Origin of the sequence: Mesorhizobium mediterraneum (genome assembly GCF_002284565.1) — a bacterium.
GTDB lineage: Bacteria > Pseudomonadota > Alphaproteobacteria > Rhizobiales > Rhizobiaceae > Mesorhizobium > Mesorhizobium mediterraneum.
Genome location: NZ_NPKI01000012.1, coordinates 244,261 through 269,395, shown reverse-complemented (window position 1 = coordinate 269,395; position 25,135 = coordinate 244,261). Strand labels below are relative to the sequence as shown.

Genomic DNA, 25,135 nt, shown 5'->3' with positions numbered 1-25,135 from the left:
CGGAAAACCGCTCTGCCGGCCTTCAAAAAGGCCCTCACTGACCACCGAAATCCACTTCGCTCCCCGTGCAAAGCCCTCACAGGGGGAGAAGGGTAAGAAGCACGCCTCTCAATGCCCTTCGAACCCGATCAGCGTCCTGACTGGCACGCCGAGCGCTTCGAGCTTCTCGCGGCCGCCGAGGTCCGGCAGGTCGATGACGAAGCAGGCGGCGAGGATGTCGGCGCCGATCTGCCGCAACAGCTTGACCGCTGCCTCCGCCGTGCCGCCGGTGGCGATCAGGTCGTCGACGAGGATGACCTTCTCGCCCGGCGACACGCCATCCTTGTGCATCTCCATCTCGTCCAGCCCATATTCGAGGCTGTAGGCGACGCGCACCGTCTCGTAAGGCAGCTTGCCCTTCTTGCGGATCGGCACGAAGCCGGCCGACAGCTGGTGCGCGATGGCGCCGCCAAGGATGAAGCCGCGCGCCTCGATGCCGGCGATCTTGTCGATCTTCTGGCCGGCGTAGGGATGCACCAGTTCATCAATGGCGCGGCGAAAGGCGCGCGCATTGCCGAGCAGCGTGGTGATGTCGCGAAACAGGATGCCAGGCCTGGGATAGTCCGGAATGGTGCGGATCGCGGCAAGCAGCGTGTCTTCGAGCGAAGGTTTCATGGGGCGGCTCTCCGAAATATTCGTCCGATTCGACTTGAAGACGTGAAAGGAACTCGGGCCGATCGTAACCCGGGGCGGCCGGCGACGGCTACCGCGATGTGGCGCCTGGAAGAAAATTGTCCGGCAAAGGACTTAGCCGACGGTCTAGAGCGACGTGCGTCCACTTGGACGCACAAAGTACGCTCTAACACTTTGAATCTACGCATCATATTTTCCGAAAATCGATTCCCGATTTTCGGGCCAATGCGGTAGGGAAATGCAAAAAGGGCGCCTTTCGACGCCCTTTCGATCTCGTGGCTCTTCTGTAGCTCAGTGCGCCACGCCGGCCCACACCTTGCGCTTGGTCAGATAGACTAGCGCGCCGAACAGCAGCAGGAAGACCAGCACGCGAAAGCCGGTCTTCTTGCGGGCTTCCAGATGCGGCTCGGCTGCCCACATCAGGAAGGCCGACACGTCGCGGGAATACTGGTCGACCGTCTGCGGCGAGCCGTCGTCATAGGTCACTTGATCGTCGGAAAGCGGGTTAGGCATCTTCAGCGACACGCCGGCTATGAAGTACGGATTGTAGTGCGTGCCTTCCGGTATCTCCATGCCCGCCGGCGGCTGCTCGTCATAGCCGGTCAGCAGCGAGTGGATATAGTCGGGACCGCCTTGGGCATACTGCGTGAAGATGTCGAAGACGAAGCGCGGAAAGCCGCGTTCGACGCCGCGCGCCTTGGCCAGCAGCGACATGTCGGGCGGGGCAGCCCCGCCATTGGCGGCCGCTGCGGCCTGATCGTTGGGGAACGGCGCCGGGAAATGGTCGGACGGTATGCCGGGACGATCGAACATGTCGCCGGCATCGTTGGGACCATCATTGATCGTGTACTCGGCCGCCAGAGCCTTGATCTGCCCTTCCGAATAGCCAAGATCTTCCAGCGTGCGGAACGCCACCAACTTCATCGAATGGCAGGCCGCGCAGACTTCCTTGTAGACCTTCAGCCCGCGCTGCAACTGCGCCTTGTCGTAGGTGCCGAACGGCCCGGCGAAGCTCCAGTCCATCTCCTTGGGCTCGTGTATCGGGAAATGCGTCGGCTGGGCTTCGCTGTGCGCCTCCTCCTGGGCGATCGCCCCAGTGGGCGCGGCCGCGGTACCCGCCAAAACAAGGCCGAGCAGCGCCAGCGAGGTGAGAATCGTCTTCATGCCAAATCCCCTTGAGATTCTCTGCCGCGCTGTCGTCGTCTCAAGCATGATCTTTTCCGGAAACCGGTCTCCACTTTTCGGGATCATGCTCAGCCCTTGGTTTCCGGTGCGGCTGTCGCGCGAGCCGGATGTCCGCCACCACTGCCCTTGTTCTTTTCGAGCACCGCCTCGGTGATCGAATTCGGCAATCGCCGCGGCGTCTCGATCAGGCCGAGCACCGGCAGCACGACCAGGAAGAAGGCGAAGTAGAACAATGTCGCCATCTGCGCCATGAAGACATAGCTGCCTTCGGCTGGCTGCGAGCCCAGCCAGCCAAGCAGGACGGCATCGATCACGAACAGCCAGAAGAACAGCTTGTACCAGGGCCGGTAGACCGCCGAGCGCACCTTCGAGGTGTCGAGCCACGGCACCAGGAACAACATGGCGATGGAGCCGAACATCGCGAGCACGCCACCGAGCTTGGAGTTGATCGGCCCGATATTGAAGGTGATGGCACGCAGGATCGCGTAGAACGGCAGGAAGTACCATTCCGGCACGATATGGGCAGGCGTCTTCAGCGGGTCGGCGACTACGTAGTTGTCGGGGTGACCGAGAAAGTTCGGCAGGTAGAAGACGAAATAGGCGAAGATGAACAGGAACACGAGCATGCCGAACGCGTCCTTGATGGTCGCGTAAGGCGTGAAGGCGACGGTATCGGTCTTCGACTTGACCTCGATGCCGGTCGGGTTCGACTGGCCGACCACATGCAGCGCCCATATATGCAGCACGACGACGCCGGCGATCATGAACGGCAGAAGATAATGCAGTGAAAAGAAGCGGTTAAGCGTCGGGTTGTCGACAGCGAAGCCGCCGAGCAAAAGCTGCTGAATCCAGTCGCCGACCAACGGGATGGCGCTGAAGAAGCCGGTGATGACGGTCGCGCCCCAGAAGCTCATCTGCCCCCAGGGCAGCACATAGCCCATGAAGCCCGTCGCCATCATCAGCAGGTAGATGATGCAGCCGAGGATCCATAGAAGCTCGCGCGGCGCCTTGTACGAACCGTAGTAGAGCCCGCGGAAGATGTGGATGTAGACGGCGACGAAGAAGAACGACGCGCCGTTCGAATGCATGTAGCGCAACAGCCAGCCCGAATTCACGTCGCGCATGATCTTCTCGACCGAATCGAAGGCGAGAGTGCTGTCCGCCGCATAATGCATGGCCAGCACGATGCCGGTCAGCATCTGCGCCGTCAGCATGATCGCCAGGATGCCGCCGAAGGTCCACGCATAGTTGAGGTTGCGCGGCACCGGATAGGCGACGAAGCTGTCATAGACCAGCCGCGGCAGCGGCATGCGGGCGTCGAACCAGCGTCCGATACCGGTCTTGGGCGTATAGGTCGAGTGTCCCTCGCTCATCGAAATGTCCCCTAGCCTCAGCCGATACGGATCTTGGTGTCGGAAATGAACTGGAACACCGGCACCGACATGTTCTCCGGCGCCGGCCCCCCGCGGACGCGGCCGGCGGTGTCGTATACCGAACCGTGGCACGGGCAGAACCAGCCGCCGAACTCGCCTTCCTGGCCGAGCGGAATGCAGCCGAGATGGGTGCAGACCTGGACCATCACCATCCAGGCCTCCTTGCCCGGCATGGTGCGGTTGGCGTCCGTCGCCGGCGCATCGGCCGGCAAATTGGCGTTGCGGGCGAGCGGATCCTTGAGCTGGGCCAGATTGACCGCCTCGCCGTCCTTCATCTCTTGTTCAGTGCGATTGCGCACGACCACCGGCTTGCCGCGCCATTTCACGACAAGCGACGTTCCCGGCGTCAGCGAAGAGACGTCGACCTCGACCGAGGCCAGCGCCAGCGTCGAGGCATCCGGGCGCATCTGGTCGATGAATGGCCAGGCGACGGCACCCGCGCCGACCACTGCGGCCATGCCGGTGGCGACGTAGAGAAAATCACGACGGTTGGGATCCTGGATGTCGGTTGCGCTCACGGGTGCCTGATCCTTTCGCCTCTTCCGTGCCGGTGGCCGAGCCTTATTCCCCGCTCATTCACGCCAACCCGACAGCGCATGGCGAACAGGCTAGCGAATTCCTCCGGCATTTGGACTTCGGTTTATGCGTGAAGCCTGTTTTTGTCCAGACGGGTGAAGGCACAAGGGCAGATTGTCGCGGGGACGCAATTCGGCGTCGGACCGCATGACGACAAAGACGGCGAAACCACAGGAAAACAACGGCAAAATCGGAGCCTGCGTTTGCCTCGACAGGAGGCCCGGCCTCGGTCTATCCTCGGCCATGGCGCATGTCATCGACCGCGACAAATGGGCCGGAGCGACCGACCGCTGGCCCGACCATTGGCAAGGCGAGCTGCAGTGCGGCGCCTACGGCTCCAAAAGCTGCCTGATCTTCAACTATCTGCCGGAGATCGGCGGCGGCCCGCGGCTGCACATGCATCCCTATTGCGAGATTTTCATCATCCGCGCCGGCACCGGGCTGTTCACCGTCGGTGACCGGCAGATCGAGGCGTCGGCTGGCCAGATATTGATCGTGCCGCCGAACACGCCGCACAAGTTCACCAATCTCGGCCCAGGCCCGTTGGAGACCACCGACATCCACGAAAACGGCAGCTTCATCACCGAATGGCTGGAGTAGGCCATGATCACGAACCGAAGGTCCGCGTCAGCGAAAACCGGAAACCGGTTTTCGGAAAAGATCATGGTCGAACTAGTGGTGAAAATCTGACGCTTGGTACCCGAGGTGAGACAACCGCTTTGGATGGTTTTCTGCCTTCCGTATCGCCGATCGGAACGCACAGGCAGCGCCATTTCACGACATTCATGGCCCGTCTCAAAACTGGTCGTTCGCTGTACCGCCCGAATCGACCCTTTGCGGACGGCTCTCCGGTGTGAGAAAGGGCGCGTTCTCACCCATTTCAGACGTCAGGCACTCGAGGGCTTGGTACCGGAAGCCACCACCACGGGCCTTCGGATTACAACAGTACCGTCGAAGACATGCGCTTTCGCGGCACCGAGAATCGCGTCATGAATCCGGGCGCGCCGAGCTGGCTCTTGTGCTTCCAGCATCATGGCAACTCGCACAGCGCCGCCATAAATGAGATCGAGCAGCGCTTTCGGTCGCTCGTTCGTCCATGTCGTTTCAATGAGATCGTCACGCACTTCGGTAAAGCCGCTGGCTTCAAGCACCCGACGGCATTCGCGCGGATCACTGAATCGTAATGGCGGAGGTGCATCCGGCAGATCTGAGATCGGCGTTCCGTGGTCGGCGATCGCCGATAGTACGATATTCAGCACCTCATCGTCCTTGCCCCACTGCGTAAACACAAATCGGCCCTTGGGGCGGAGCACGCGAAAAGCTTCTGCAATGGCCGACTCGGGGCGCCTGAGGTGCATCACCCCGAATGCGCATACGACATGATCGAATGTGTCGCTCGCGTGGGGCAACGCTTCGGCGTCACCCACCTGGAAGGTGAGTCTTGGATAGTTCTCTCCCGCTTTCGCTATCATGGAGGCTGCAAAATCAACGCCCTCAACGGCAGCCCCCTCGGCTGCAAGCGATCCAGCGAGATGGCCCGGTCCGCAACACACGTCCAACACCCTCCTTCCGTCCAGCGGTCCCAAGGCTGCAATGATGGGCGCGATGACCTGGTTGGTAATCGGAGATAGGTGCTGATCGTAGCTTGCTGAGCGGGTGGACCAGCCGGCGAGTTCTGCCTCCCGAAACGACGTTATCATCCAGATACCCTCCACGCTCCGGTGCCTGCTTTGAGCTTATCACGCTGCGTGGACTGTCTGCTAATGACACATTCCGGGTCGTTGGTGCCGCTATGCTCGATGACCGCGCCTTCCACCCAACCGCGACGTCGAGAGCTCGGTGGCCGTGTGGCAGAGCCGAATCCTTCGGCCGGCTCCGTCGCGCCAGATCCGGTCATTCGGCGGGATTCCCCATTGCCGACCTTCGCTCAACCGCAGGATTCGAACCGTTGCAGTCGATGACGGCAGAACTGGCATGAGGCAGGGTCAGCCCGATGCGGACCTTCGCGATTTTCCGCCGGAAGTTCTGACCATTGTTAATCTTGCCAAGTCTCCTGCTTGCGTTCATGAAAGCCGAGCACGCGTTTGCTATCGGTCCACCGTGCGACCTCACCTTCCATTCCATCCGGGTCCTTGAAGCTGACAAGACGGATAGCGCCGAAATCCGTAATGGTCCCATCCGAAGCGCCGGCCTTCACTAGACGTCGCCTGACTTCCTGCAAGCGCTCTTCATAGTCTACCTTCAGTGCGAGATGATCTATGTGACCTCTCTTCCCCATCTGCATCGAGCCACCCTCATACCCCGTCGGTTCTGGCATTTGGAACGGATGAAGGGCAAAGCCGCCTCCAAGGTCGACAAGCGAGTGACGAAGAGTGCCGCCACCCGGACCGGGCTCAGAAAGATCGAACGTCGTATCCGCGTCGAAGATCTCTTCGTAACGTATTAGGGCAGCTATGCGCCTGCGCAAGGCAGTCAGAGCGATCGGTGCATTACCAGCGTGTCCACGAACCCCAGAACCGGATGCTCGAAACCTTGCGGAATCGTTCCGACAACGTCGAATCCAAGATGACGCCAAAGCTTGACCGCGCGTTCGTTGGTACTGACCACACAGTTGAACTGCATGGCCCGGAAGCCTCGCGCAGCCGCGTGACCCAGAGAGTGCTGGCACATCGCCGTTGCAACACCCCGGCCGACCGAGTCCGGCGCGGTTATATAACCGCAGTTGGCGACGTGGGCACCGCCGCCCCGTTGGTTCGCGTGCAGATAATAAGTTCCCATCACCAGTTCGTCCGTTCCTGCGACGAACACCTCGTGATCCGGGGAAAACCAGTATGACAGCGCGTCGGATCGGCTCCAGTCAGGCGGCAGCGCGTAGGTTTCGCCTGCCCGCAAGATGGGCTCGAGTATGCTCCAAATGGCGTCTGCGTCGGCAAGTGTGGCCTGTGCGAATGGTCAGCAAGGCTAGATATCCAAATTTGCACGGTTGGGATTGTGGCCACGTCCGGCCCTACTGTGGCAGGCCGGCGTCTTCATAGCCATCGATGAAATGCTGTCGATCAGCCTCGTGCCGGAACGGTTGTGTGCTTGCCCAGTGCTGTATCGAGAAATCTCGATTCGAGGCGAGGAATTGCCTTGCTTCCTCCTTGGCCTCTTCCATATGCCCGAGCCGCGCCAGACTTGCAGCCAAGATACGTTGCGAGCCGAGCCGGTGCGTGGCCTCACGCCGGAGTGTTTCGACGGCATCGGCGTATTGACCCGCTGCGTATTGGGCGAGCCCGAGAAGCCAATAGTACCACCCCGGCGGGTGCGGATTGAGGCGAATGGCGTGGCGCAAATGTCCGATGCCCTCGATAGCCTTTCCCTCGAATGCCTTCAGTTGCCCCAGGAATGCCCAGGCATCGGCATGATTGGGGTTGACCCGAAGGGCAGTGGCCAGCTCCGCCGCGCCTTCATCCGGCTTGCCATCGTAGATCAGCACGTCGCCGAGGATTGCATGGGCCACGGCATTTTCCGGATCAAGCGATACGGCGCGCCAGGCTGCCGCCAGAGCCAGCGAATGATGGCGCTCTGGAGCATCCAGCCAATACGCCCAGGCAAAATGGTGGCTCATCGCAAGCCAAGCATGAGCATCGGCGAAGCCGGGATCGAGTTCGATGGTCCTTTCCAAGAGCGCGGGAGCCGCCCTGTTGCTTTCGGGCGACTGAACCACCAGCACGCGGCCGCGGACGAAGAGGTCATACGCTTCGAGACTTGCTGTCCTACGTGTGCTGGAGGTCACAGCGGTCGGCAACACGCCGGACAGGGCACTTACAATCGTATGGACGACCTCGTCCTGCAACAGGAAGACGTCCGCCAAATCGCGGTCGAAGCGATCAGCCCAGAGATGACTGCTGTCCGTGGCGTCGATTAGCTGGGCATTGATCCGCACCCTAGCCTTCTCCCTGCGCACACTTCCTTCAAGCACATAACGCACCGTCAGCTCCCTGGCGACTGAGCGGACATCGACTGACCTCCCCTTGTAAGCGAATGTGGAGTTGCGTGCGATCACCAACAGACCAGGCACTTTCGACAAGTCAGTGATCAGGTCTTCCGCCAGACCGTCAGCGAAGTACTCCTGCTCGGGATCGCTGCTCATGTTCGTGAACGGCAGAACGGCAATCGAAGGCTTGTCGGTGATGGCCTTGGATGTGGAAATCACAACAGGCGGCGTGCCGGAAACGCGGTAGATGCGAACTGGCAGGGCAATGTTTTTCACGGTCTGGGCCCCGAGATCCTCGAAACCAACCTCGATCTTGTTTCGGACGTGGTCGTAGATCGTTCCGGAAATGAGGATGCCGCCTGGCTCGGCGGTGGTTTCCAGTCGCGCAGCGATGTTGACGCCATCGCCATAAAGGTCACTGCCCTCGACCATCACATCACCTAAATTGACGCCAATGCGCAGCACGATACGGAGCTTCTCCGGCAGAGCGGCATTGGCGGCAGCCATCGCATGCTGCACGTCTATGGCGCATTGCAAAGCATTGACGGCGCTGGCGAACTCCACCATCACGCCGTCGCCAGTCACCTTAAAGACCCGGCCATGGTGCCTGGCGACCAACGGCTGCAGCACTTGCTTGCGTCGGGACTTGAGCGCGGCCAGCGTGCCGGCCTCATCCGTTTCCATGAGGCGGCTGTAGCCAACGACATCGGCCGCCATTACGGCGGCGAGTCGACGCTGGATGCGTTCGTCGGTCATGTGCGGCGATTGCTCTCATCTGAAAGCAGTCCGGCAGTGTACCGACGCTTCGTGAACGAGTCTATCAGTCCAACCCCGGAGCCTACCTCGTAGGAAAGTTCAGGAACGGATCATGAGCACTGGTCGCGGCCAATGTCTGCTTTCTGCCAAGAGCACCGGCTCAAGAAGGTCAGCAAGGGGTCAGAGCGGCTGGTTCAGCCGAACGTCCGCTATCCGGCACCAAAATGAGTTCGGGAAGGTCCGAGAAGGGTCATCAGACTGGTTGCGCTTAACGTCCGGTTCCGGGAAGGAAAATCGGCCTCGGAGAGTCTCGAAAGGGTCACGACGTTCCCTTGAACTCCCATCAGGGATGGTCCGCAAAGGGTCGAAATCGGTATTTCGTCTTCGGTCAGATTTTCAACACTATTGTCTATTTCGCGCCGAGCCTGGCCAGCACGGCCTTGGGAATGTTGTATTCCCGGATCACCGCGTCGTGCTTGCGCAAGCCGCACAATTCGCGCTGGATGAAATAGCCGTGGACCGCCTCCGCCGCGTCCTTGAGCAGCCGGGCACGATGTTCGCCATCGTCGCCATGTTCACGCAACCTCGCCAGCGTTTCATCCACGCGCCGGCCGGCGCGGCCGAGCGCCGCCGCCTTTTCGCCGAGGATCTCGTGGCCGAGCAGGTCGAGCGCCGACTCCTGCGCGCCGGACCGTCCGAAATTCGATGGCATTCGCATCGACATGATCAACTCCGGTTTTTTGCCGAAAATCCCGCCCTATTCCGCCGGCCGCGTCTCCTCCAGCACGCTCTCCTCGTTGAACAGGAAGCCGCCGGATTGCCGCTTCCACAGCCGCGCATAAAGCCCGTCGAGCGCGACCAGTTCGTCATGCGTGCCTTGTTCGACGATGCGGCCGCCGTCGAGCACCACCAGGCGATCGAGTGCCGCGATGGTCGACAGCCGGTGCGCGATGGCGATGACCGTCTTGTTCTCCATCAGCCTCGCCAGGTTCTCCTGGATGGCCGCCTCGATGTCGGAATCGAGCGCCGACGTCGCCTCGTCGAGTATCAGGATCGGCGCGTCCTTGAGGAAGACGCGGGCGATCGCCACGCGCTGGCGCTGGCCGCCCGACAATTTCACGCCGCGCTCGCCGACAAAGGCCTCGTAGCCCTGGCGATCGCGATTGTCGCGCAAGTCGAGGATGAAGTCGTGCGCCTCGGCCTTCTTCGCGGCCGCGATCACCTCGGCGTCGGTGGCGTCCGGCATGCCGAGCTTGATGTTGTCGCGAAGCGAGCGATGGAACAGTGCGGTATCCTGGCTGACGACGCCGATGTTGGCGCGCAGCGAGTTCTGCGTCACCTTTGAAACGTCCTGGCCGTCGATCGTGATCTTGCCGGCCTCGAGGTCGTAGAGGCGCAGGATCAGATTGGCCAGCGTCGTCTTGCCGGCGCCGGACGGCCCGACCAACCCGACCTTCTCGCCCGGCCGCACCACGAGGTCGATGCCGTTGAGCACGCCGAACCCCTTGCCGTAGTGGAACTCGACCTTCTTCACGTCGATCCGGCCGCCGCCTACCACAAGCTCCCTGGCGTCGGGTGCGTCGGTCAGGCCGAGCGGCTGCGAGATCAGCGCCTTGGAGTTTTCCAGAACGCCGAGATTGCGCAGGATGCTGTTGAGCTGCATCATCAGCCGGCCGAGCAGCATGTTGAGCCGCAGCACCAGCGACAGCGTGAAGGCGACGGCGCCGACGGTGATCGAGCCTTCGACCCAGAGATAGACGGCAAAACAGGCGATCGCCGTGATCATGATCCCCGAAAGTGTCGTCAGCGCCATGCGCACGCCGGTCAGCCGGCGGGTGAACGGGCGCAGCGCGTCGAGATAGATATCGAAACCGCTCCTGATGTAGCGGTCGTCGCCGTCGGCAGAGAACAGCTTCAGCGTCTGCACGTTCGAATAAGAATCGACGATGCGGCCGTTGATCATCGAACCGGCCTCGGCGGTTGCCTCGGCATGCTTGCGGATCGCCGGCAGATAGCGCTTGGCCAGCCAGCCGAAGGCGGTGATCCAGATCACCACCAGCACTGCCAGCCTGAGATCGAGGCCGGCGACCAGCACCAGCGTCGTCACCGTATAGACGACCATGAACCAGACGACCTCGATGAAGCTTTGCATCAGATCGCCGGTCGCCTGCCCCGCCTGCCAGACTTTTGTCGCGATACGCCCGGCGAAATCGTTCTGGAAGAAGGCGTAGGACTGGCGCGAGACATGGCGGTGAGCCTGCCAGCGCACCAGATTGTAGAAGCCGGGCGTGATCGTCTGCTCGTCGACCAACGCCGCCAGGCCGACGACGATGGTACGGATGACCAGCACCACGGCGGCCATGAAGACAAGTTCGGGACCGGCGGCAGTCCACAGCGCGTCCCAACTACGCTCGCCGGGGAGCTGGTCGAGAATGTCGACCAGCCGCCCGACGAAGTAGAACAGTCCGGCCTCGACCAGCGGCGCGATGCCGCCGATGACAAGCATGGCGAAGAAGGCGAATTTCGCCTGGCCGACATAGTGCCAGAGGAACCCCCTGACGCTGACCGGTGGCCGAAGGACCGCGGGCTCCCTGAATGGATAGACCCAGTTCTCGAACCAGCGATAGACGGCAGTCATCATTCGGCGGCTATCATTCTGCTGCTTGACCCTTGATCATGGCATCGTTGGCGGCGGCACCGTCGTCGAGCAGGAAGCCGCCCGATTGGCGCTGCCAAAGCTGCGCATAGAGCCCGCCGCTGGCGACGAGTTCCTCATGCGAACCTTCTTCGATGACGCGGCCCTTGTCCATGACGACGAGCCGGTCCATCGCCGCGATGGTCGAGAGCCGGTGCGCGATGGCGATGACGGTCTTGCCTTGCATGAGCCTGTAGAGGTTCTCCTGGATGGCCGCCTCGACCTCGGAATCAAGCGCAGACGTTGCCTCGTCGAGAATGAGGATCGGCGCGTCCTTCAGCATAACGCGGGCAATGGCGATGCGTTGCCGCTGGCCGCCGGACAATTTGACGCCGCGATCGCCGACATGCGCGTCGAAACCCGTGCGGCCACTGGCGTCCGAAAGCCTTGATATGAAATCAAGCGCTTCGGCGCGGCGTGCCGCTTCGATCAGCATCTCGTTGCTGGCGTCCGGCCGGCCATACAGGATGTTCTCGCGCACCGAACGATGCAGCAGCGAGGTGTCCTGGGTGACCATGCCGATCTGGGCGCGCAGCGAATCCTGCGTCACCGCCGCGATTTCCTGGCCGTCGATCAGGATCCGGCCAGTTTCGAGGTCGTAGAAGCGCAAGAGAAGGTTGACCAGCGTCGACTTGCCGGCGCCCGAGCGGCCGACGATGCCGACCTTTTCACCCGGCTTCACCGTCAGCGACAGGCTCTCGATGATGCCCTTCTGCTTGCCGTAGTGGAAGCGGATGTCCTCGAAACGGATCTCGCCCTTGGTGACGGCAATGTCCCTGGCCCCGGGCCTGTCTTCGACGAGGCGCGGCAGCGAGATCGAGCTGATGCCGTCCTGCACCGTGCCAATATTCTCGAACAGGGTGGACATCTCCCACATGATCCATTGCGACATGCCCCACAGCCGAAGCACGAGGCCGATGACCAGGGCTACGGCGCCGATCGTCACCGCCTGGCCGAGCCACAGCCACAGCGAGATCGCGGTGACCGAAAACAACAGCAGCGAGTTGAGGACGTAGAGCAGGCCATAGAGCTGCGTCACCAGCCGCATCGACCGGTAGACCGTATCGAGAAAGCCGGCCATGCCTTCCCTGGCGAAGGACGCCTCGCGCCGGGCATGCGAGAACAGCTTGACCGTCTGGATGTTGGAGTAGCTGTCGACGACGCGGCCGGTCATGGTCGAGCGCGCATTGGCCTGCTCCTCGCCGACCTTGCCCAATCGCGGGATGAAGTAGCGCAAGAGCAAGATATAGCCGGCAAGCCAGACGGCGAGCGGTGCCGCCAGCCGCAAGTCGGCCGAGCCGACGATGAACAGCATGCCGAGGAAATAGACGACGATATAATTGAGCACGTCGATGAGCTTGATGACGCACTCACGCACCGCGAGCGCGGTCTGCATCAGCTTGGTCGCGATGCGTCCGGCGAACTCGTCCTGATAGAAGCTCATCGACTGCTTGAGCAGGTAGCGATGCACCTGCCAGCGGATACGCATCGGATAATTGCCCATCAGCGTCTGCTGGTTGAGGAGCGAATGGAACCAGACCGTCGCCGGCAGCACGAACACCACGATGAAGGCCATTCCGGCGAGTTTCCAGCCCTCGGTCTGCAGGAACGTCTCGCGATTCTGCACCGACAGCCAGTCGACGATCCGGCCCATGAAGCCGAACATCCAAACCTCGGCGACGGCGATAGCCGTCACCAGCACCGCATCGAGAGCGATGTAGGGCCAGGCGCCGCGCGTATAGTGCACGCAGAAGGCGATCAGCGTCTTCGGCGGCTCGACTGGCTCCTCGGCGGGGAACGGATCGAGCCTTCTTTCAAACCAACGGAACATTGTCTTGGTCTCACATGCTCGTTTTCGCTCACGCGGCGCGAGAGCGCGTAGCGTCATGGGATCGCGTGGCGACAAAGACCGGCGTCCCGGAATCACCCGGGCCGCCGGTCCTGCTTCGCGCAGTATAAGGTGTTGCGGGCCTTTCGCCGACAGGCTCGTTTGACGATCCTGACAGCGCCCTGTCGACAACCCGGAGTTTCGCGCCTGTTTTTGCGCCAGGGCGGATCAGCCTCATAATCCGGCGCACCAGCGACGGCCGACTGCGGTCGGGGACCGCGCGCGAGAAATCGACGTCCGGCAGCATACCGCGATGCGGACGCCGACGGGTCTCGGCGTGAACCGCCGACGAATAGGTTTCGCCGATCAAAAGTGCCCAGGTCGCCATCCTGCGCTCGTGCAGGCTTCTTGAACCGGGAATTTTGCAGGGATCGAACATCGGTCCGTCCTCCATGTGAAAATACGGATAAAAGGGTGAATCCGGCCTGCTCGCGGGCGAATGGCCAGCGAAAGGCAGGGATTGCCCAGAGGCGTGTTCAGGTGGGGCGTTCAGCCCCTTCGACAGCTTGAAAAACATCGCAGGATTCCTTCGAAGACCGAAAAAAGGTTTCGGCTAAGAATCGGTGCGATCGAAGTCTAAAAGGTCAGGAGAATCGTCGTACCGAAACCGCCGGCAGGCTGGTAAGCCCACAAGAGGGGCGCTGGATGTGCATGATCATCATGAATTACCCCTCCATCGGTTCGGGTTGACAATGCCCGGCGTATAACCGACTTCGCAGAAAATGACCACCCGCCAGTCCAGCAATTTCCAAAACCGCGAGCCCCCTGTGGCCGATCTGCCACGGATAAAAAGGGCGCGGAAATGAACGACCGTCTCCGCATCGCGCTCTACCAGCCGGATATCGCCGGCAACACCGGGACAATCCTGCGCTTCGCGGCTTGCCTCGGTCTCGTCGTCGACATCATCGAACCGGCCGGCTTCCCGCTCTCCGACCGGGCGCTGAAACGAGCCGGCATGGACTATCTCGAAATGGCGGCGCTGACCCGGCATGTCGACTGGCACGCCTTCGAGAACTGGCGCAAAGGCGAAGCGCGGCGGCTGGTGCTGCTGTCGACCAAGGCTGCGACCGCCTATACGGATTTCGTCTTCGCCGACGATGACGTCCTTCTGTTCGGCCGCGAATCCGCAGGCGTGCCGGATTCTGTTCACGAGGCGGCGGACGCGCGACTGATCATACCGATGCAAGGCGCCGCGCGCAGCATCAACGTCGCGCTCTCCGTCGCCATGGTGACCGGCGAGGCGATCCGGCAACTCGGATAGGATTTGAATATCCTCAGTGGGCGCAACGTTTATCGCCGCTTTCTGGCCGACGACCACACCCTCTCTTGTCATTCTCACCCAGGCGCACATCGCCTTCTCCTGCGTTTGCATATCAAGGGTTTCTTCGTTACAAGCTCAACTTAACTTGAGGTCAAGCGGAAAATTCGAATGGCTGCGGTGACGGAATTGACGGTCGGCCAGGTGGCGACGCGAAGCGGGGTGGCGGTATCGGCGCTGCATTTCTATGAGGCGCGCGGACTGATCCGCAGCCACCGCACATCAGGCAACCAGCGGCGCTACGGCCGCGACGTGCTGAGACGTGTGGCGATCATCAGGATCGCGCAGGAGGTCGGCATATCGCTGGCCGAGATTGGTGCTGCACTTGAATCGCTGCCTGAAGGCCGCACACCGACGCGCGAGGACTGGAACTTGCTTTCAACGGCCTGGCGCGACCAGCTCGATCAGAAGATTGCCCAGCTGAAAAAGCTGCGTGACGGGCTGACCGACTGTATCGGCTGCGGCTGCATGTCGATCGACAAGTGCCCGCTGAGGAACAAGGAAGACCGATTGAGCGCCCAAGGGCCGGGCGCAAGGCGGTTGTTGGTCGCGCGCTAGGGTGTATTGAGATTCAGGTCAGGCCGAGTCGAAAACGGTGGTTTCCGAGAACCGGAGCGGAGCGTACTTTTGGTGCGTGAGCACCGGAAGCGCAGGAACCCGCCGTTTGCAGGCCGGCATCACCTGAATATCAACACACCCTAGTCCGCCGCCGGCAATCGCCTGATGGTGAATTCGATGACGTCGCCCGGCCGCTCGAACCAGCTTTCGATCTCGGTCCAGTAGGCCTGCTTGGGAAAGCGCTCGAACCACTCCTTCGCCTTGAGCCGCGCATCGGAGCGTGGCAGCACGAAGGTCTCGCGCAGGAACCCGTCGCGCGGCATGCGCTCGCGCTCGGCGCGCGAACGGTCGAGCCTCTTCTTCAGGCCATCCAGCGGCGGTCTTGCCGGAGTGCGCACGAAAGAACTCCATTCACACTTGACCCTTGCACCCAACAGATTAGGGATCGCGGCCGGAAAAGACGAGTCATTTGTCGGGGTGCGCCCCCGCAACCGGAGACGGCATTTGCAACGACCCGAAATACCGGCGGGGCTGCCGGCCGACATCGAGCAGAAGAAGATGAAGGCGCGGCTGTGGTTCGAGACGTTGCGCGAGCGCATCTGCGCCGCATTCGAGCAGATCGAGCAGGACCTGCAGGGACCGCAGACCTCATGGTCGCCCGGTCGCTTCGAAAAGACGCAGTGGGAGCGTGATGCCGGCAAGGGCGGCGGCGGCATCATGTCGATGATGCGTGGCCGCGTCTTCGAGAAGGTCGGGGTCCACACCTCCACCGTCTATGGCGAGTTCTCGCCGGAGTTCAGGAAGCAGATGCCGGGCGCCGAGGAGGACCCGCGCTTCTGGGCGAGCGGCATTTCGCTGATCGCGCACCCGTGGAACCCCAACGTGCCGGCCGTGCATATGAACACGCGCATGGTCGTCACCTCGCGCCAGTGGTTCGGCGGCGGCGCCGACCTGACGCCGGTGCTCGACCGTCGCCGCACACAGGAAGACCCGGACACGGTTGCCTTCCATCGTGCCATGCAGTTCGCCTGCGAGAAGCATCCGGCGGTGGCCGACCACGCGAAATTCAGGGCTTGGTGCGACGAGTACTTCTATCTCCCGCACCGCAACGAACCGCGCGGCACCGGCGGCATCTTCTTCGACTGGCTGCATTCGGACGAGGACAGAGGCGGCTGGAACGCCGATTTCAACTTCGTCCAGGATGTCGGGCGCGCTTTTCTCGTCGTTTACGGACATCTGGTGCGGGCCAATTTCAACGACAACTGGACCGACGGCGACCGCGACGAACAGCTGATCCGCCGTGGCCGCTACGTCGAATTCAACTTGCTTCACGATCGCGGCACCATCTTCGGGCTGAAGACAGGCGGCAACGTCGCCTCGATCCTGTCCAGTCTGCCGCCAGAGGTGAAATGGCCCTAAAATCTCGGTGAGCTGGACGTGAGCCGCAATCAGGTCCAAATCGCCTGATTTTGGCGGTGAATGTGGCGCACAGGATATCTTTTTCGTCTAATATCCCTTTGAAAAAACAGGACTATTCTTCGTTTCCGGGCCGGGAAACGCCGGCGGTTCTCGCCTCCTCTAGAACCGCGACCCGACGCGACCGGACGGCCCATAATTGAGTGGGGCACCTCCCCAATCAGGTGCCCTCATTTTCCAGGAGAGCATGCCATGCGCAAGCTTATTATGTCGGCTGCGGCTGCTGCCGTTCTTGCCTCTGGTGGCGCTGCCTTCGCGGCGGTCAAGCACACCACGGGCACGGTCAACACCTATGATGGAACGGCCATGAGCCTTGTTCTGGATGACGGATCTATCTTTACGCTGCCCAAGGCCTTCAAGGATCCTGGCCTGAAGGCCGGCGAAAGGGTCCGCGTTTCGTGGGACATGAGCGGCAACAACAAAATTGCCGAGGCAGTCAGGATCGTGAAGTGACGGCCTGCCCGCTGGAGCAAGATGACGTCTTGCTCCGAGAGCAAGACACAGTCTTGTCTCTGGGGTAGCGTAAGAGGGCGGAGCAGCGCTGCTCCGCCTTTTCGGTCTTTCGCGCATGACCCCGAAAACCGAATCGGTTTTCGGAAAGGATCATGCGCAGATAACAAATAATGTTAGAGCGTCTTTTGCGCGTCCTCCGGACGCGCGGCGCTCTAACGCAACCAAAACCAGTCGATCGTGTTATGCTTGCTCGGCCAGCGCATGACCCGAGTACCGATACCGGCTTTCGACAGGGATCATGCGTCGATCAAAGGTGCTGGAGCTTCCGTGCCCAAGCAAATGCGCGGAGCTCCGAGGAGGAAAAGGGAGAAAATCCGATGAAGGAATTCCACTGCGGCTCGCTCGTTCCGGGTTGTGACTGGCATACGCGCGCCGACGAGGAAGCCGAGATCATGCGTCGCGCGGTCGAGCACATGCGTGAGACGCATGGCGAGACGATCATCCGCGAGACGATGATCGAAGCGATCCGTTCACGCATCGAAAAGGCCCGCGACGCGGCCTGATTTACCTAAGAGACTGTTTCGAAATTCGCTCTGGCGAGTCATATGGTGGTGGTTTCGAGAACCGGAGCGCAGCGGACATTTGGGTCCGTGAGCACCGGAAGCGCAGAAAACGCCACCAGATGGCCGCCAGAGTAGAGTTTCCAAACGGTCTCTAACTTTCGAGTGCTTCTGCGGCGCGATTGAGGAGCGCGCCGCGATCCAGCGCAAAGCCGGACTCGATCCACTCGTTTTCGAGGTTTTTCAAGGTTGCGCCGAGTTTCGGCCCGGGCGACGCGCCAAGCGTCGTCAGATCGGCGCCCTTGAGCGGAAAGTCAGGTTTTTTCCATTTTCCGGCGAAGGCCAGCAGGCGCGAGAAGCCGCCGGCTTCGAGCAACGCGTCATTGTCCTCGACCGCACGGGCTCGAGCCGAAGCAAGCGACAGCCGCAAGCGATCGACAAAGCCCTGACGATCACCACGATAGAGCCGTTTTGCGAGTTCCACTTCGGTCGTCTTAGGCGCGACAGGCGCTGTCAGCGTCCACTGCCTGAGACGGACGGCTTCGCTGACGGAGAATCTCAGCCGCTCAGCCAGCGTCTTCATCCGCGCGACATCCGGCGGCACGATCGCTTCCAGCCTGAGCAGCGGGTCCGGCGTCCAGCCCAGATCCTTCTCGGTCCTGGTCAGCGCGTGGATCGCATCGATGCCCCATTTCTCGCTCTCCGGCAGAACGCTTGTGAGCACGCTGGCTTGGCGCATCCACAGCAAGGCGCGCGATGGATCGGGCGCTGCCAGCAGCTTTTTCAGCTCGGACCAGACGCGCTCGACCGAGAGTTGGCTGAGCCCCTCCTTGAGCCGGGCGCAAGCCTTCAGTCCTTCGGCATCGGGCCGGCCGTCGCCATACCAGGCGAAGAAGCGGAAAAAGCGCAGGATGCGCAGATAGTCCTCGCGGATGCGTGCCTCCGGATCGCCGATGAAGCGCAGCCGGCGCGCCTCGATATCGGCGATGCCGCCGACCAGGTCGACGACCGTGCCGTCGGCCTCGGCATAGAGTGCGTTGATGGTGAAATCGCGCCGTTGCGCGTCGGCCTTCCAGTCGCGCCCGAACGACACCTTGGCTCTCCGTCCGTCGGTCTCGATGTCGGCGCGCAGCGTGGTCACCTCGAACGGTTTGCCGCCGGCGACAATCGTGATGGTGCCGTGCTCGATGCCGGTCGGCACGGCCTTGAAGCCCGCCGCCTCGGCGCGCCGGATGGTTTCATCAGGCAGGCAAGTGGTGGCGATATCGACGTCGGCGACCGGCTGGCCGAGAAGCGCATTGCGCACCGCGCCGCCGGCGACACGCGCCTCCTCGCCGCCATCCGCCAGCGCCGCCAGCAGGCGCTGCAGGTGCTTTTCGCCGAGCCAGTCGGCTTTGCCCGCGAGCGACATCCGGCCGCTCACGTATAGAGCCTTTCATAGAGCGTGCGAATGATGCCGGCGGTGACGCCCCAGATGCGCTGGCCGCCATAGGGCATCTCATAGAAGACCCATTCGAGGTCGTTCCACATGCGGCTGTCGCGGCCGTGGTTGGCCGGGTCCATCAGGAAGCGCAGCGGCACCTCGAAGACGGCGTCGACCTCCTCGGAATTCAGCGTCAGTGAAAAACCCGGCTGCACGATCCCCAGCACCGGGGCGATGCGATAGCCGCTGCCGGAGACATAATCGGGCATGCGGCCGATGATCTCGATCCGGTCCTGGCCAAGACCGATCTCCTCGAACGTCTCGCGCAATGCCGCCGCCTCCGGGCTCGCGTCGGTCGGGTCGATCGTGCCGCCTGGAAAAGCCACCTGCCCCGAATGGTTGCGCAGGTTTTCCGCCCGTTTGGTCAGCAGAACCGTGGCGTCGCGTCCGTGATCGACCACCGGGATGAGCACCGCGGCATCGCGCAGGGCCTTCGCGAGCTTTAAACGCGGATGGCCGGGATTGAAGCGATGGTCGCCGTAATCGTCTGCGGCATGCGCTAGCGGCTGTGCCGCGACACGGGCGCGAAAATCCTCGGCGGAAAACGGCACCGGCGTCACCTGATCCATCATACGCTGCCCCATCACGCGCTCAGCCGCTGCAGTTTTTCCGCCGGCATGATCGGATAGACGGCGCCCTTCGAGCGAACGGCAAACATCCTCCTGCCGCCGACCTCGATCTCTTCGCCATGCTCGACCAGTTCGTACATGACCGGCCGCGCCACCAGCGCCTCCAGCCGTCCGCGCACCAGCACATAGGGTTTCAGGCCACCGGTCGCATCCTCGTCGACGAAGCGCAGCGGATGGTCCGGCCCGGCCTCGACCACATCGCCGACATTGGTGCGGAAGGTGATGGCTTGGCCATCGCCGGTGCCGCAAACGTCCATCTCGACGGCGATGAAAGGCGCATCGGCGACGCGGATGCCGACCCTTTCCACCGGCGTCACCAGATAAGTCTTGCCGTCTTCGTCCTTGCGCAGCACGGAGGAAAACAGCTGCACCAGCGGCATGCGGCCGATCAGTGTGCCCAGGTAGAACCAAGTGCCGTCCTGTCTGATCTCCATGTCGAGATCGCCGCAAAAGGCCGGATTCCAGCGCTCCACCGGCGCCGGCCCCTTACCCGCGCGGGCGGCACGCGAGATCAGCGCCTCCAGTCCGCGCGCCTCAGCGACGGCCGTCAAACTCTCTTCACGATCCTCGGCGCGTTCTATCATGGTCACGAAATAGTCACTGTTGTTCCGCTTGTCAGCCTAAGTCTGTGATTTAAGTTCAAAGACAGGCGCCATGCGAGGCCGAATCGCGGCATTCTGCGGCGTCGAAGGTGCAAGCCGGTATTTCCAACGAGAAGGATCGATGCTGCATGAGCGTGATGATCAAGGAAAGCCCGATCAGCGAAAAGGATATGATCGACCAGGCCGAGACGGCGCTGGCCGACATTTCCAGGGTTCGCGATGGCGTCGGCCGTGTCATCTTCGGCCAGGAAAGCGTTGTCGAACGCACGCTGGTGGCGCTGCTGGCCGGCGGCCATGCGCTGCTGGTCGGCGTGCCCGGCCTCGCCAAGACCAAGCTGGTCGAGACGCTGGGCATCGTGCTCGGCCTCGATTCCCGCCGCATCCAGTTCACGCCCGACCTGATGCCGTCCGACATTCTCGGCTCCGAGGTGATGGAGCAGGACGAATTCGGCAAGCGTTCTTTCCGCTTTATCTCCGGGCCGATCTTCGCGCAGCTGCTGATGGCCGACGAGATCAACCGCGCCTCGCCGCGCACCCAGTCGGCGCTGCTGCAGTCGATGCAGGAATATCACGTCACCATTGCCGGTGTCCGCCATGACCTGCCGGCGCCGTTCCACGTGCTGGCAACGCAGAACCCGCTAGAGCAGGAAGGCACGTATCCGCTGCCCGAGGCGCAGCTCGACCGCTTCCTGATGCAGGTCGACATCCTCTATCCCGAAATCGAGGCGGAGCGCCGCATCCTGCTGGAAACCACCGGCATCGAGGATGCTAAGGCGCAGAACGTGCTGCAGCCGTCGCGGCTGAAGGAGATCCAGACCTTGATCCGCCGCATGCCGGTGCCGGAAAGCGTCGTCGAGGCGATCCTCCAGCTGGTGCGCTCGGCGCGCCCCGGCCAGGGCAATGCCGAGACCGATAAACACGTCGCCTGGGGCCCGGGCCCACGCGCCAGCCAGGCGCTGACGCTGTGCGCCCGCGCCCGCGCCCTTTACGACGGACGGCTGGCGCCGTCGGTCGACGACATCAGAGCGCTGGCCGAGCCGGTGCTGCAGCACCGCATGGCGCTGACCTTTGCCGCCCGTGCCGAGGGCACGACCGTGCGCGACGTGGTGGCGAAACTGGCAAAAGGCATCTGATGGCGCGTATAGGCGAGGCCCAGGCACCGGCAGCGACGCGTGACGCTCTCGCCCGCGGCCGGTTGCGGGCGTCGCTGGTCCCTGACCTGCTGGTCGAGGCGCGCCGCATCGTCAACACGGTGATCGCCGGCTGGCACGGCCGCCGCAAGCGCGGCATCGGCGAGAATTTCTGGCAGTTCCGGCCCTATGTCGAAGGCGATTCCTCACGTATCGACTGGCGCCGCTCGGCCCGGGACGATCACATCTATGTGCGCGACCGCGAATGGGAAGCGGCCCATACGGTGTGGCTGTGGGCAGATCCCTCGCCCTCAATGCTCTACAAATCGACCGGAGCCACCGTCTCGAAGGAATCCCGCGCGCTGGTGCTGGCGCTGGCCATGGCCGAGCTTCTGTCGCGCAGCGGCGAGCGTATCGCCTGGCCCGGGCTGACCGATCCGTTCACCGCCCGCAACGGCGCCGAGCGTATCGCGGCGCAACTCACCCATGCCGGCGAATTGCCGGCAAAGCCCGACCTGTCCGGCATTCGCCGCTTCTGCGACATCGTCATCGTCAGCGATTTCCTCGATCCGGTCGAGGACACCATCGCCTGGCTCGACGTGCTCGCCCGCCACGGCGTGCGTGCCCATCTGATCGAGGTCGCCGACCCGGCCGAGGAGAGATTTCCTTATGCCGGTCGCACCGAATTCACCGATCCCGAGACCGGCGACAAGCTGACCGCCGGCCGCGCCGAAACGCTGGGCGATGAATACCGCCTGCTCTACATCGCCCGCCGCCAGGAGCTGACCGACTGGTGCAAGCGGCTCGGCTGGAGCTTCACGGTCAACCACACCGATCGCCTCGCCTCCGATGCGCTGGTGCGTGTCCATATGGCGATGACCGTCGATGGCAGCTCAGCCGGGAGGATCCGCGCATGAGCTGGCTGCCGCTCTCCTTCGGGGCGCCGATGGTGCTGTGGGGCCTTCTGGCGCTGCCGGTGATCTGGTGGCTTTTGCGGTTCACCCCGCCCAAGCCGCAAACCGAGATATTCCCACCGCTGAAGATCCTGGCCCGGGTGCTGAAGCGCGAGGAGACGCCGCAACAGAGCCCGTGGTGGCTGACGCTGCTCAGGCTGCTGATGGCCGCCCTTATCGTTGCGGCGCTGGCCGAACCCGTCTTCAACCCGCGTGAAAAACTGCCGGCCGAAGGCGCCGCCCTTGCGCTGGTCATCGACAATGACTGGGCAAGTGCCGCCGACTGGGGCCAGCGCGTCGCCACGGCCGAACGGCTGATCGCCGATGCCAGCTCCAACGAGGTGCCTGTCATTATCGCCTTCACCGCCGAAAAGCCGAATGCCGAGATCGGCCCCTTCGACGCCGCCGCCGCGCTCGACCGGCTGCGCGCGGCAAAGCCGAGGCCGATCCCGACCGACCGCCCTGCCGTCTACGCCCGCGTCGCGGCAACCCTGGAGAGCTTGCCGGGCGCCAGCGTCGCCGTGCTCGCTGACGGTCTGGCGGCGGAAGGTGACGAGGCCGCCTTCAACACGCTTTTGTCGAAGAACGCCGCCCGTGTCGTCTGGGCCGTTTCCGACAGGCCTACCTTGATCGGCCTGACCGGCGCCGACAACCAGGTGGACGGCTTCGAGCTGACCGCCATCCGCGCGCCGGGCGATCCGGCGCCGGCTCAGGTGACCGCCGGCGCCTTCGACGATAAGGGCCGCCGCATCGCCGACGCCACGCTGACCTTCTCGCCGGGCGAATCCACCGCCACCGGCACGATGGCGGTGCCGTTCGAGCTGCGCAACGATTTCGCCTCGATCGCGCTCGACGGCCAGCGGCAGGCCGGCGCCGTACGCGTGCTCGACGAGAATTCCAAGCGCCGCCGCGTCGGGCTGCTGTCGCAGGCCGAGGCCGACCAGGCGCAGCCGCTTCTGTCGCCGCTCTACTATATCAGACGCGCGCTGCAGCCCTTCGCCGATTTGGCTGAGCCGTCGAGCGCCGATCTCGCCGACGCCATCCCGCAGCTTCTCGACCAGAAGCCGGCGATGATCGTCATGGCCGATGTCGGCACCATTCCGGAGCAGGTGCGGCAAAGGCTGGTCGACTGGGTCGACAATGGCGGCACGCTGGTGCGGTTCGCCGGCTCGCGGCTGGTCGCCGGCGGCAATGACGACGATCTGCTGCCGGTCAGGCTGCGCACCGGCGAGCGCTCGCTCGGCGGCGCGCTGTCGTGGACGACGCCGCAGGCGGTCACCGATTTTCCGAAGACCGGTCCCTTCGCCGACCTCGCTCCGCCCGCCGAGGTCACCGTCACCAGGCAGGTTCTGGCTGAGCCGACGCCCGATATCGTCGAGCGCACCTGGGCCACGCTTGCCGACGGCACGCCGCTGGTGACCGGAATGAAGAAGGGCAAGGGCACGCTCGTCCTGTTCCATGTCACGCCGGAGGCGACCTGGTCGAACCTGCCGATCTCCGGCAGCTTCGTCGAGATGCTGCGCCGCATCGTGCAACTGTCGCGCAACCAGGGTGCGGCGGTCGCCAATGCCGAGGCCGCCGCCACTTCGCTGGCGCCCTACCGCATGATATCGGCCGACGGCACGCTGGTGCCGCCGACGCCGGATGCAAGGCCGCTGGTGCCGGGTGCCGGCCCGCTGCCGGTGACGTTCGAGAACCCGCCCGGCCTGTACGGCTCCGAAACCGGCGTCTTCGCCCACAATCTGCTCAATGCCGAAAGCAGCTTCGCGCCGCTGGTCCGTCCTCAGATCACCGTGCCGGTCACCACCATCCAGTACGCTTTCGACGAATCGCACAATTTGAAAGGCCCACTGGTGGCGGCGGCGCTGTTGCTGATGGTGCTCGACACGCTGGCCGTGTTCTGGATGGGCGGCCTGTTCTCGCGCCGGCCGCGCCGCGCCGGCACTGCTGCCGCAACCACCGCCGCCCTGCTGATTGCGCTCGGCGCCCTGGGCGGCCACACCGACATCGCCCGCGCCGACGATGCCAAACCGGGCGATGACCGGGCGATCGAGGACATTTCGAAGACCCGGATCGCCTATGTGCAGACCGGCGAACAGAGCGTCGATTCGATCAGCCGGGCCGGGCTGGAGGGCCTGACCCGCTTCCTGATCGAGAAGACCGCGCTCGAGCCGGGCGCGCCGGCCAGCGTCGATATCTCGAAGGACCAGCTGTCCTTCTATCCGCTGATCTACTGGCCGATCGACCCTGCCGCGCCGATGCCGAGCCAGGCCGCGATCGCCCGCGTCGACGCCTATATGCAGCAGGGCGGCACGGTGCTGTTCGACACGCGCGACCAGTTCGCCACCGGCATCGGCGCGGATTCGGCCAGCCCGGCGACGGAGCGGCTGCGCGACATCCTCGGCAACCTCAACGTGCCGCCGCTGGAACCGGTGCCGTCGGACCATGTGCTGACCAAATCCTTCTACATCCTGCCTGAGTTTCCCGGACGCTTCGCCGGCAGCCCGCTCTGGGTCGCGGCGTCGCTCGAAGCCAGCAACACCGAGAACCGCCCGGTGCGCACCGGCGACGGCGTCTCGCCGATCATGATCACCGCCAATGATTTCGCCGGCGCCTGGGCGGTTGACGAGAATGGCGACCCGCTTTTGCCGACCGTGCCGTCGGACCCGATGCAGCGCATTTACGCGCTGCGCGCCGGGGTCAACATCATGATGTACATGCTGACCGGCAATTACAAATCCGATCAGGTGCATGTGCCGGTGCTGCTCGAACGGCTGGGGCAGTAGGCC

General features: G+C 63.1%; 24 protein-coding genes. 9 read left to right on the top strand and 15 right to left on the bottom strand.

Going from position 1 to position 25,135, the window contains the following annotated elements:
• Window positions 1-108: 108 nt before the first annotated feature.
• The 4 genes from CIT25_RS09230 to petA all read right to left on the bottom strand — a co-directional run bounded on the left by CIT25_RS09230 (window position 109) and on the right by petA (window position 3,808).
• Window positions 109-654, bottom strand: coding sequence for an adenine phosphoribosyltransferase (locus CIT25_RS09230; RefSeq protein ID WP_095484226.1), 546 nt, complete (start codon window positions 652-654; stop codon window positions 109-111).
• Window positions 655-963: 309 nt separating this feature from the next.
• Window positions 964-1,836: a cytochrome c1 gene (locus CIT25_RS09225; protein ID WP_095484225.1), complete on the bottom strand. Its 873-nt coding sequence runs from the start codon at window positions 1,834-1,836 to the stop codon at window positions 964-966.
• Between the two features lie 89 nt (window positions 1,837-1,925).
• Window positions 1,926-3,230: a cytochrome b gene (locus CIT25_RS09220; RefSeq protein WP_095484224.1), complete on the bottom strand. Its 1,305-nt coding sequence runs from the start codon at window positions 3,228-3,230 to the stop codon at window positions 1,926-1,928.
• Between the two features lie 17 nt (window positions 3,231-3,247).
• Entirely contained in the window at window positions 3,248-3,808 is a 561-nt protein-coding gene (gene petA, locus CIT25_RS09215; protein WP_095484223.1) for a ubiquinol-cytochrome c reductase iron-sulfur subunit, read from the bottom strand.
• A gap of 301 nt (window positions 3,809-4,109) precedes the next feature.
• On the opposite strand from petA, the gene CIT25_RS09210 reads away from it, so the two are divergent.
• Window positions 4,110-4,466, top strand: coding sequence for a cupin domain-containing protein (locus CIT25_RS09210; RefSeq protein ID WP_095484265.1), 357 nt, complete (start codon window positions 4,110-4,112; stop codon window positions 4,464-4,466).
• 287 nt (window positions 4,467-4,753) lie between these two features.
• Here CIT25_RS09210 and CIT25_RS09205 read toward each other — a convergent pair whose 3' ends face one another.
• The 7 genes from CIT25_RS09205 to CIT25_RS09175 all read right to left on the bottom strand — a co-directional run bounded on the left by CIT25_RS09205 (window position 4,754) and on the right by CIT25_RS09175 (window position 13,127).
• A complete protein-coding gene (locus tag CIT25_RS09205) occupies window positions 4,754-5,566 on the bottom strand; it encodes a methyltransferase domain-containing protein (protein WP_095484222.1) in 813 nt (270 codons plus the stop codon).
• 335 nt (window positions 5,567-5,901) lie between these two features.
• Window positions 5,902-6,333, bottom strand: coding sequence for a VOC family protein (locus CIT25_RS09200; protein WP_245329799.1), 432 nt, complete (start codon window positions 6,331-6,333; stop codon window positions 5,902-5,904).
• Between the two features lie 5 nt (window positions 6,334-6,338).
• Entirely contained in the window at window positions 6,339-6,758 is a 420-nt protein-coding gene (locus CIT25_RS09195) for a GNAT family N-acetyltransferase (RefSeq protein ID WP_245329798.1), read from the bottom strand.
• 115 nt (window positions 6,759-6,873) lie between these two features.
• On the bottom strand, window positions 6,874-8,601 hold the full coding sequence (locus CIT25_RS09190; protein WP_095484220.1) for an adenylate/guanylate cyclase domain-containing protein: 1,728 nt from the start codon (window positions 8,599-8,601) through the stop codon (window positions 6,874-6,876).
• 409 nt (window positions 8,602-9,010) lie between these two features.
• Window positions 9,011-9,325 carry a DUF6665 family protein gene (locus tag CIT25_RS09185; RefSeq protein ID WP_095484264.1) on the bottom strand — a complete coding sequence of 105 codons (315 nt, stop codon included), beginning with the start codon at window positions 9,323-9,325 and terminating at the stop codon, window positions 9,011-9,013.
• Between the two features lie 33 nt (window positions 9,326-9,358).
• Window positions 9,359-11,242 carry an ABC transporter ATP-binding protein gene (locus tag CIT25_RS09180; RefSeq protein WP_095484219.1) on the bottom strand — a complete coding sequence of 628 codons (1,884 nt, stop codon included), beginning with the start codon at window positions 11,240-11,242 and terminating at the stop codon, window positions 9,359-9,361.
• A 10-nt stretch (window positions 11,243-11,252) separates the two neighbouring features.
• Window positions 11,253-13,127, bottom strand: coding sequence for an ABC transporter ATP-binding protein (locus CIT25_RS09175; RefSeq protein WP_095484218.1), 1,875 nt, complete (start codon window positions 13,125-13,127; stop codon window positions 11,253-11,255).
• An 859-nt stretch (window positions 13,128-13,986) separates the two neighbouring features.
• On the opposite strand from CIT25_RS09175, the gene CIT25_RS09165 reads away from it, so the two are divergent.
• On the top strand, window positions 13,987-14,445 hold the full coding sequence (locus CIT25_RS09165) for a tRNA (cytidine(34)-2'-O)-methyltransferase (protein ID WP_095484217.1): 459 nt from the start codon (window positions 13,987-13,989) through the stop codon (window positions 14,443-14,445).
• A gap of 168 nt (window positions 14,446-14,613) precedes the next feature.
• Window positions 14,614-15,060 carry a redox-sensitive transcriptional activator SoxR gene (gene soxR, locus CIT25_RS09160; protein WP_095484216.1) on the top strand — a complete coding sequence of 149 codons (447 nt, stop codon included), beginning with the start codon at window positions 14,614-14,616 and terminating at the stop codon, window positions 15,058-15,060.
• 140 nt (window positions 15,061-15,200) lie between these two features.
• Here soxR and CIT25_RS09155 read toward each other — a convergent pair whose 3' ends face one another.
• Window positions 15,201-15,458, bottom strand: coding sequence for a hypothetical protein (locus CIT25_RS09155; protein WP_006202578.1), 258 nt, complete (start codon window positions 15,456-15,458; stop codon window positions 15,201-15,203).
• 106 nt (window positions 15,459-15,564) lie between these two features.
• Here CIT25_RS09155 and hemF point away from each other — a divergent pair, with 106 nt between their 5' ends.
• The 3 genes from hemF to CIT25_RS09140 all read left to right on the top strand — a co-directional run bounded on the left by hemF (window position 15,565) and on the right by CIT25_RS09140 (window position 17,552).
• Entirely contained in the window at window positions 15,565-16,479 is a 915-nt protein-coding gene (hemF, locus tag CIT25_RS09150) for an oxygen-dependent coproporphyrinogen oxidase (RefSeq protein WP_095484215.1), read from the top strand.
• A gap of 249 nt (window positions 16,480-16,728) precedes the next feature.
• Window positions 16,729-16,989 carry a DUF1344 domain-containing protein gene (locus CIT25_RS09145; RefSeq protein ID WP_095484214.1) on the top strand — a complete coding sequence of 87 codons (261 nt, stop codon included), beginning with the start codon at window positions 16,729-16,731 and terminating at the stop codon, window positions 16,987-16,989.
• A gap of 377 nt (window positions 16,990-17,366) precedes the next feature.
• A complete protein-coding gene (locus tag CIT25_RS09140) occupies window positions 17,367-17,552 on the top strand; it encodes a DUF1059 domain-containing protein (protein WP_023799945.1) in 186 nt (61 codons plus the stop codon).
• 151 nt (window positions 17,553-17,703) lie between these two features.
• Here CIT25_RS09140 and CIT25_RS09135 read toward each other — a convergent pair whose 3' ends face one another.
• The 3 genes from CIT25_RS09135 to CIT25_RS09125 are packed head-to-tail and all read right to left on the bottom strand — an operon-like array spanning window position 17,704 to window position 20,245.
• Window positions 17,704-18,960 carry a CCA tRNA nucleotidyltransferase gene (locus CIT25_RS09135; RefSeq protein ID WP_095484262.1) on the bottom strand — a complete coding sequence of 419 codons (1,257 nt, stop codon included), beginning with the start codon at window positions 18,958-18,960 and terminating at the stop codon, window positions 17,704-17,706.
• A gap of 8 nt (window positions 18,961-18,968) precedes the next feature.
• Window positions 18,969-19,601 (bottom strand): CoA pyrophosphatase, encoded by a 633-nt coding sequence (locus CIT25_RS09130; protein WP_095484261.1) that lies wholly within the window; start codon window positions 19,599-19,601, stop codon window positions 18,969-18,971.
• 14 nt (window positions 19,602-19,615) lie between these two features.
• The gene (locus tag CIT25_RS09125; RefSeq protein ID WP_095484213.1) at window positions 19,616-20,245 is read right to left on the bottom strand and encodes a DUF1285 domain-containing protein; all 630 of its coding nucleotides are present in this window, start codon (window positions 20,243-20,245) and stop codon (window positions 19,616-19,618) included.
• Between the two features lie 146 nt (window positions 20,246-20,391).
• On the opposite strand from CIT25_RS09125, the gene CIT25_RS09120 reads away from it, so the two are divergent.
• From CIT25_RS09120 to CIT25_RS09110, 3 genes are read left to right on the top strand one after another with little or no spacing between them, the layout of a single operon-like run.
• A complete protein-coding gene (locus CIT25_RS09120; protein WP_095484212.1) occupies window positions 20,392-21,396 on the top strand; it encodes an AAA family ATPase in 1,005 nt (334 codons plus the stop codon).
• The gene (locus tag CIT25_RS09115) at window positions 21,396-22,310 is read left to right on the top strand and encodes a DUF58 domain-containing protein (RefSeq protein ID WP_095484211.1); all 915 of its coding nucleotides are present in this window, start codon (window positions 21,396-21,398) and stop codon (window positions 22,308-22,310) included. Before CIT25_RS09120 ends, CIT25_RS09115 begins: the two co-directional genes overlap by 1 nt.
• Complete coding sequence (locus CIT25_RS09110) at window positions 22,307-25,132, top strand: DUF4159 domain-containing protein (protein WP_095484210.1); 2,826 nt, start codon at window positions 22,307-22,309, stop codon at window positions 25,130-25,132. The genes CIT25_RS09115 and CIT25_RS09110 overlap by 4 nt, the downstream gene beginning before the upstream one ends.
• Window positions 25,133-25,135 lie beyond the last annotated feature (3 nt).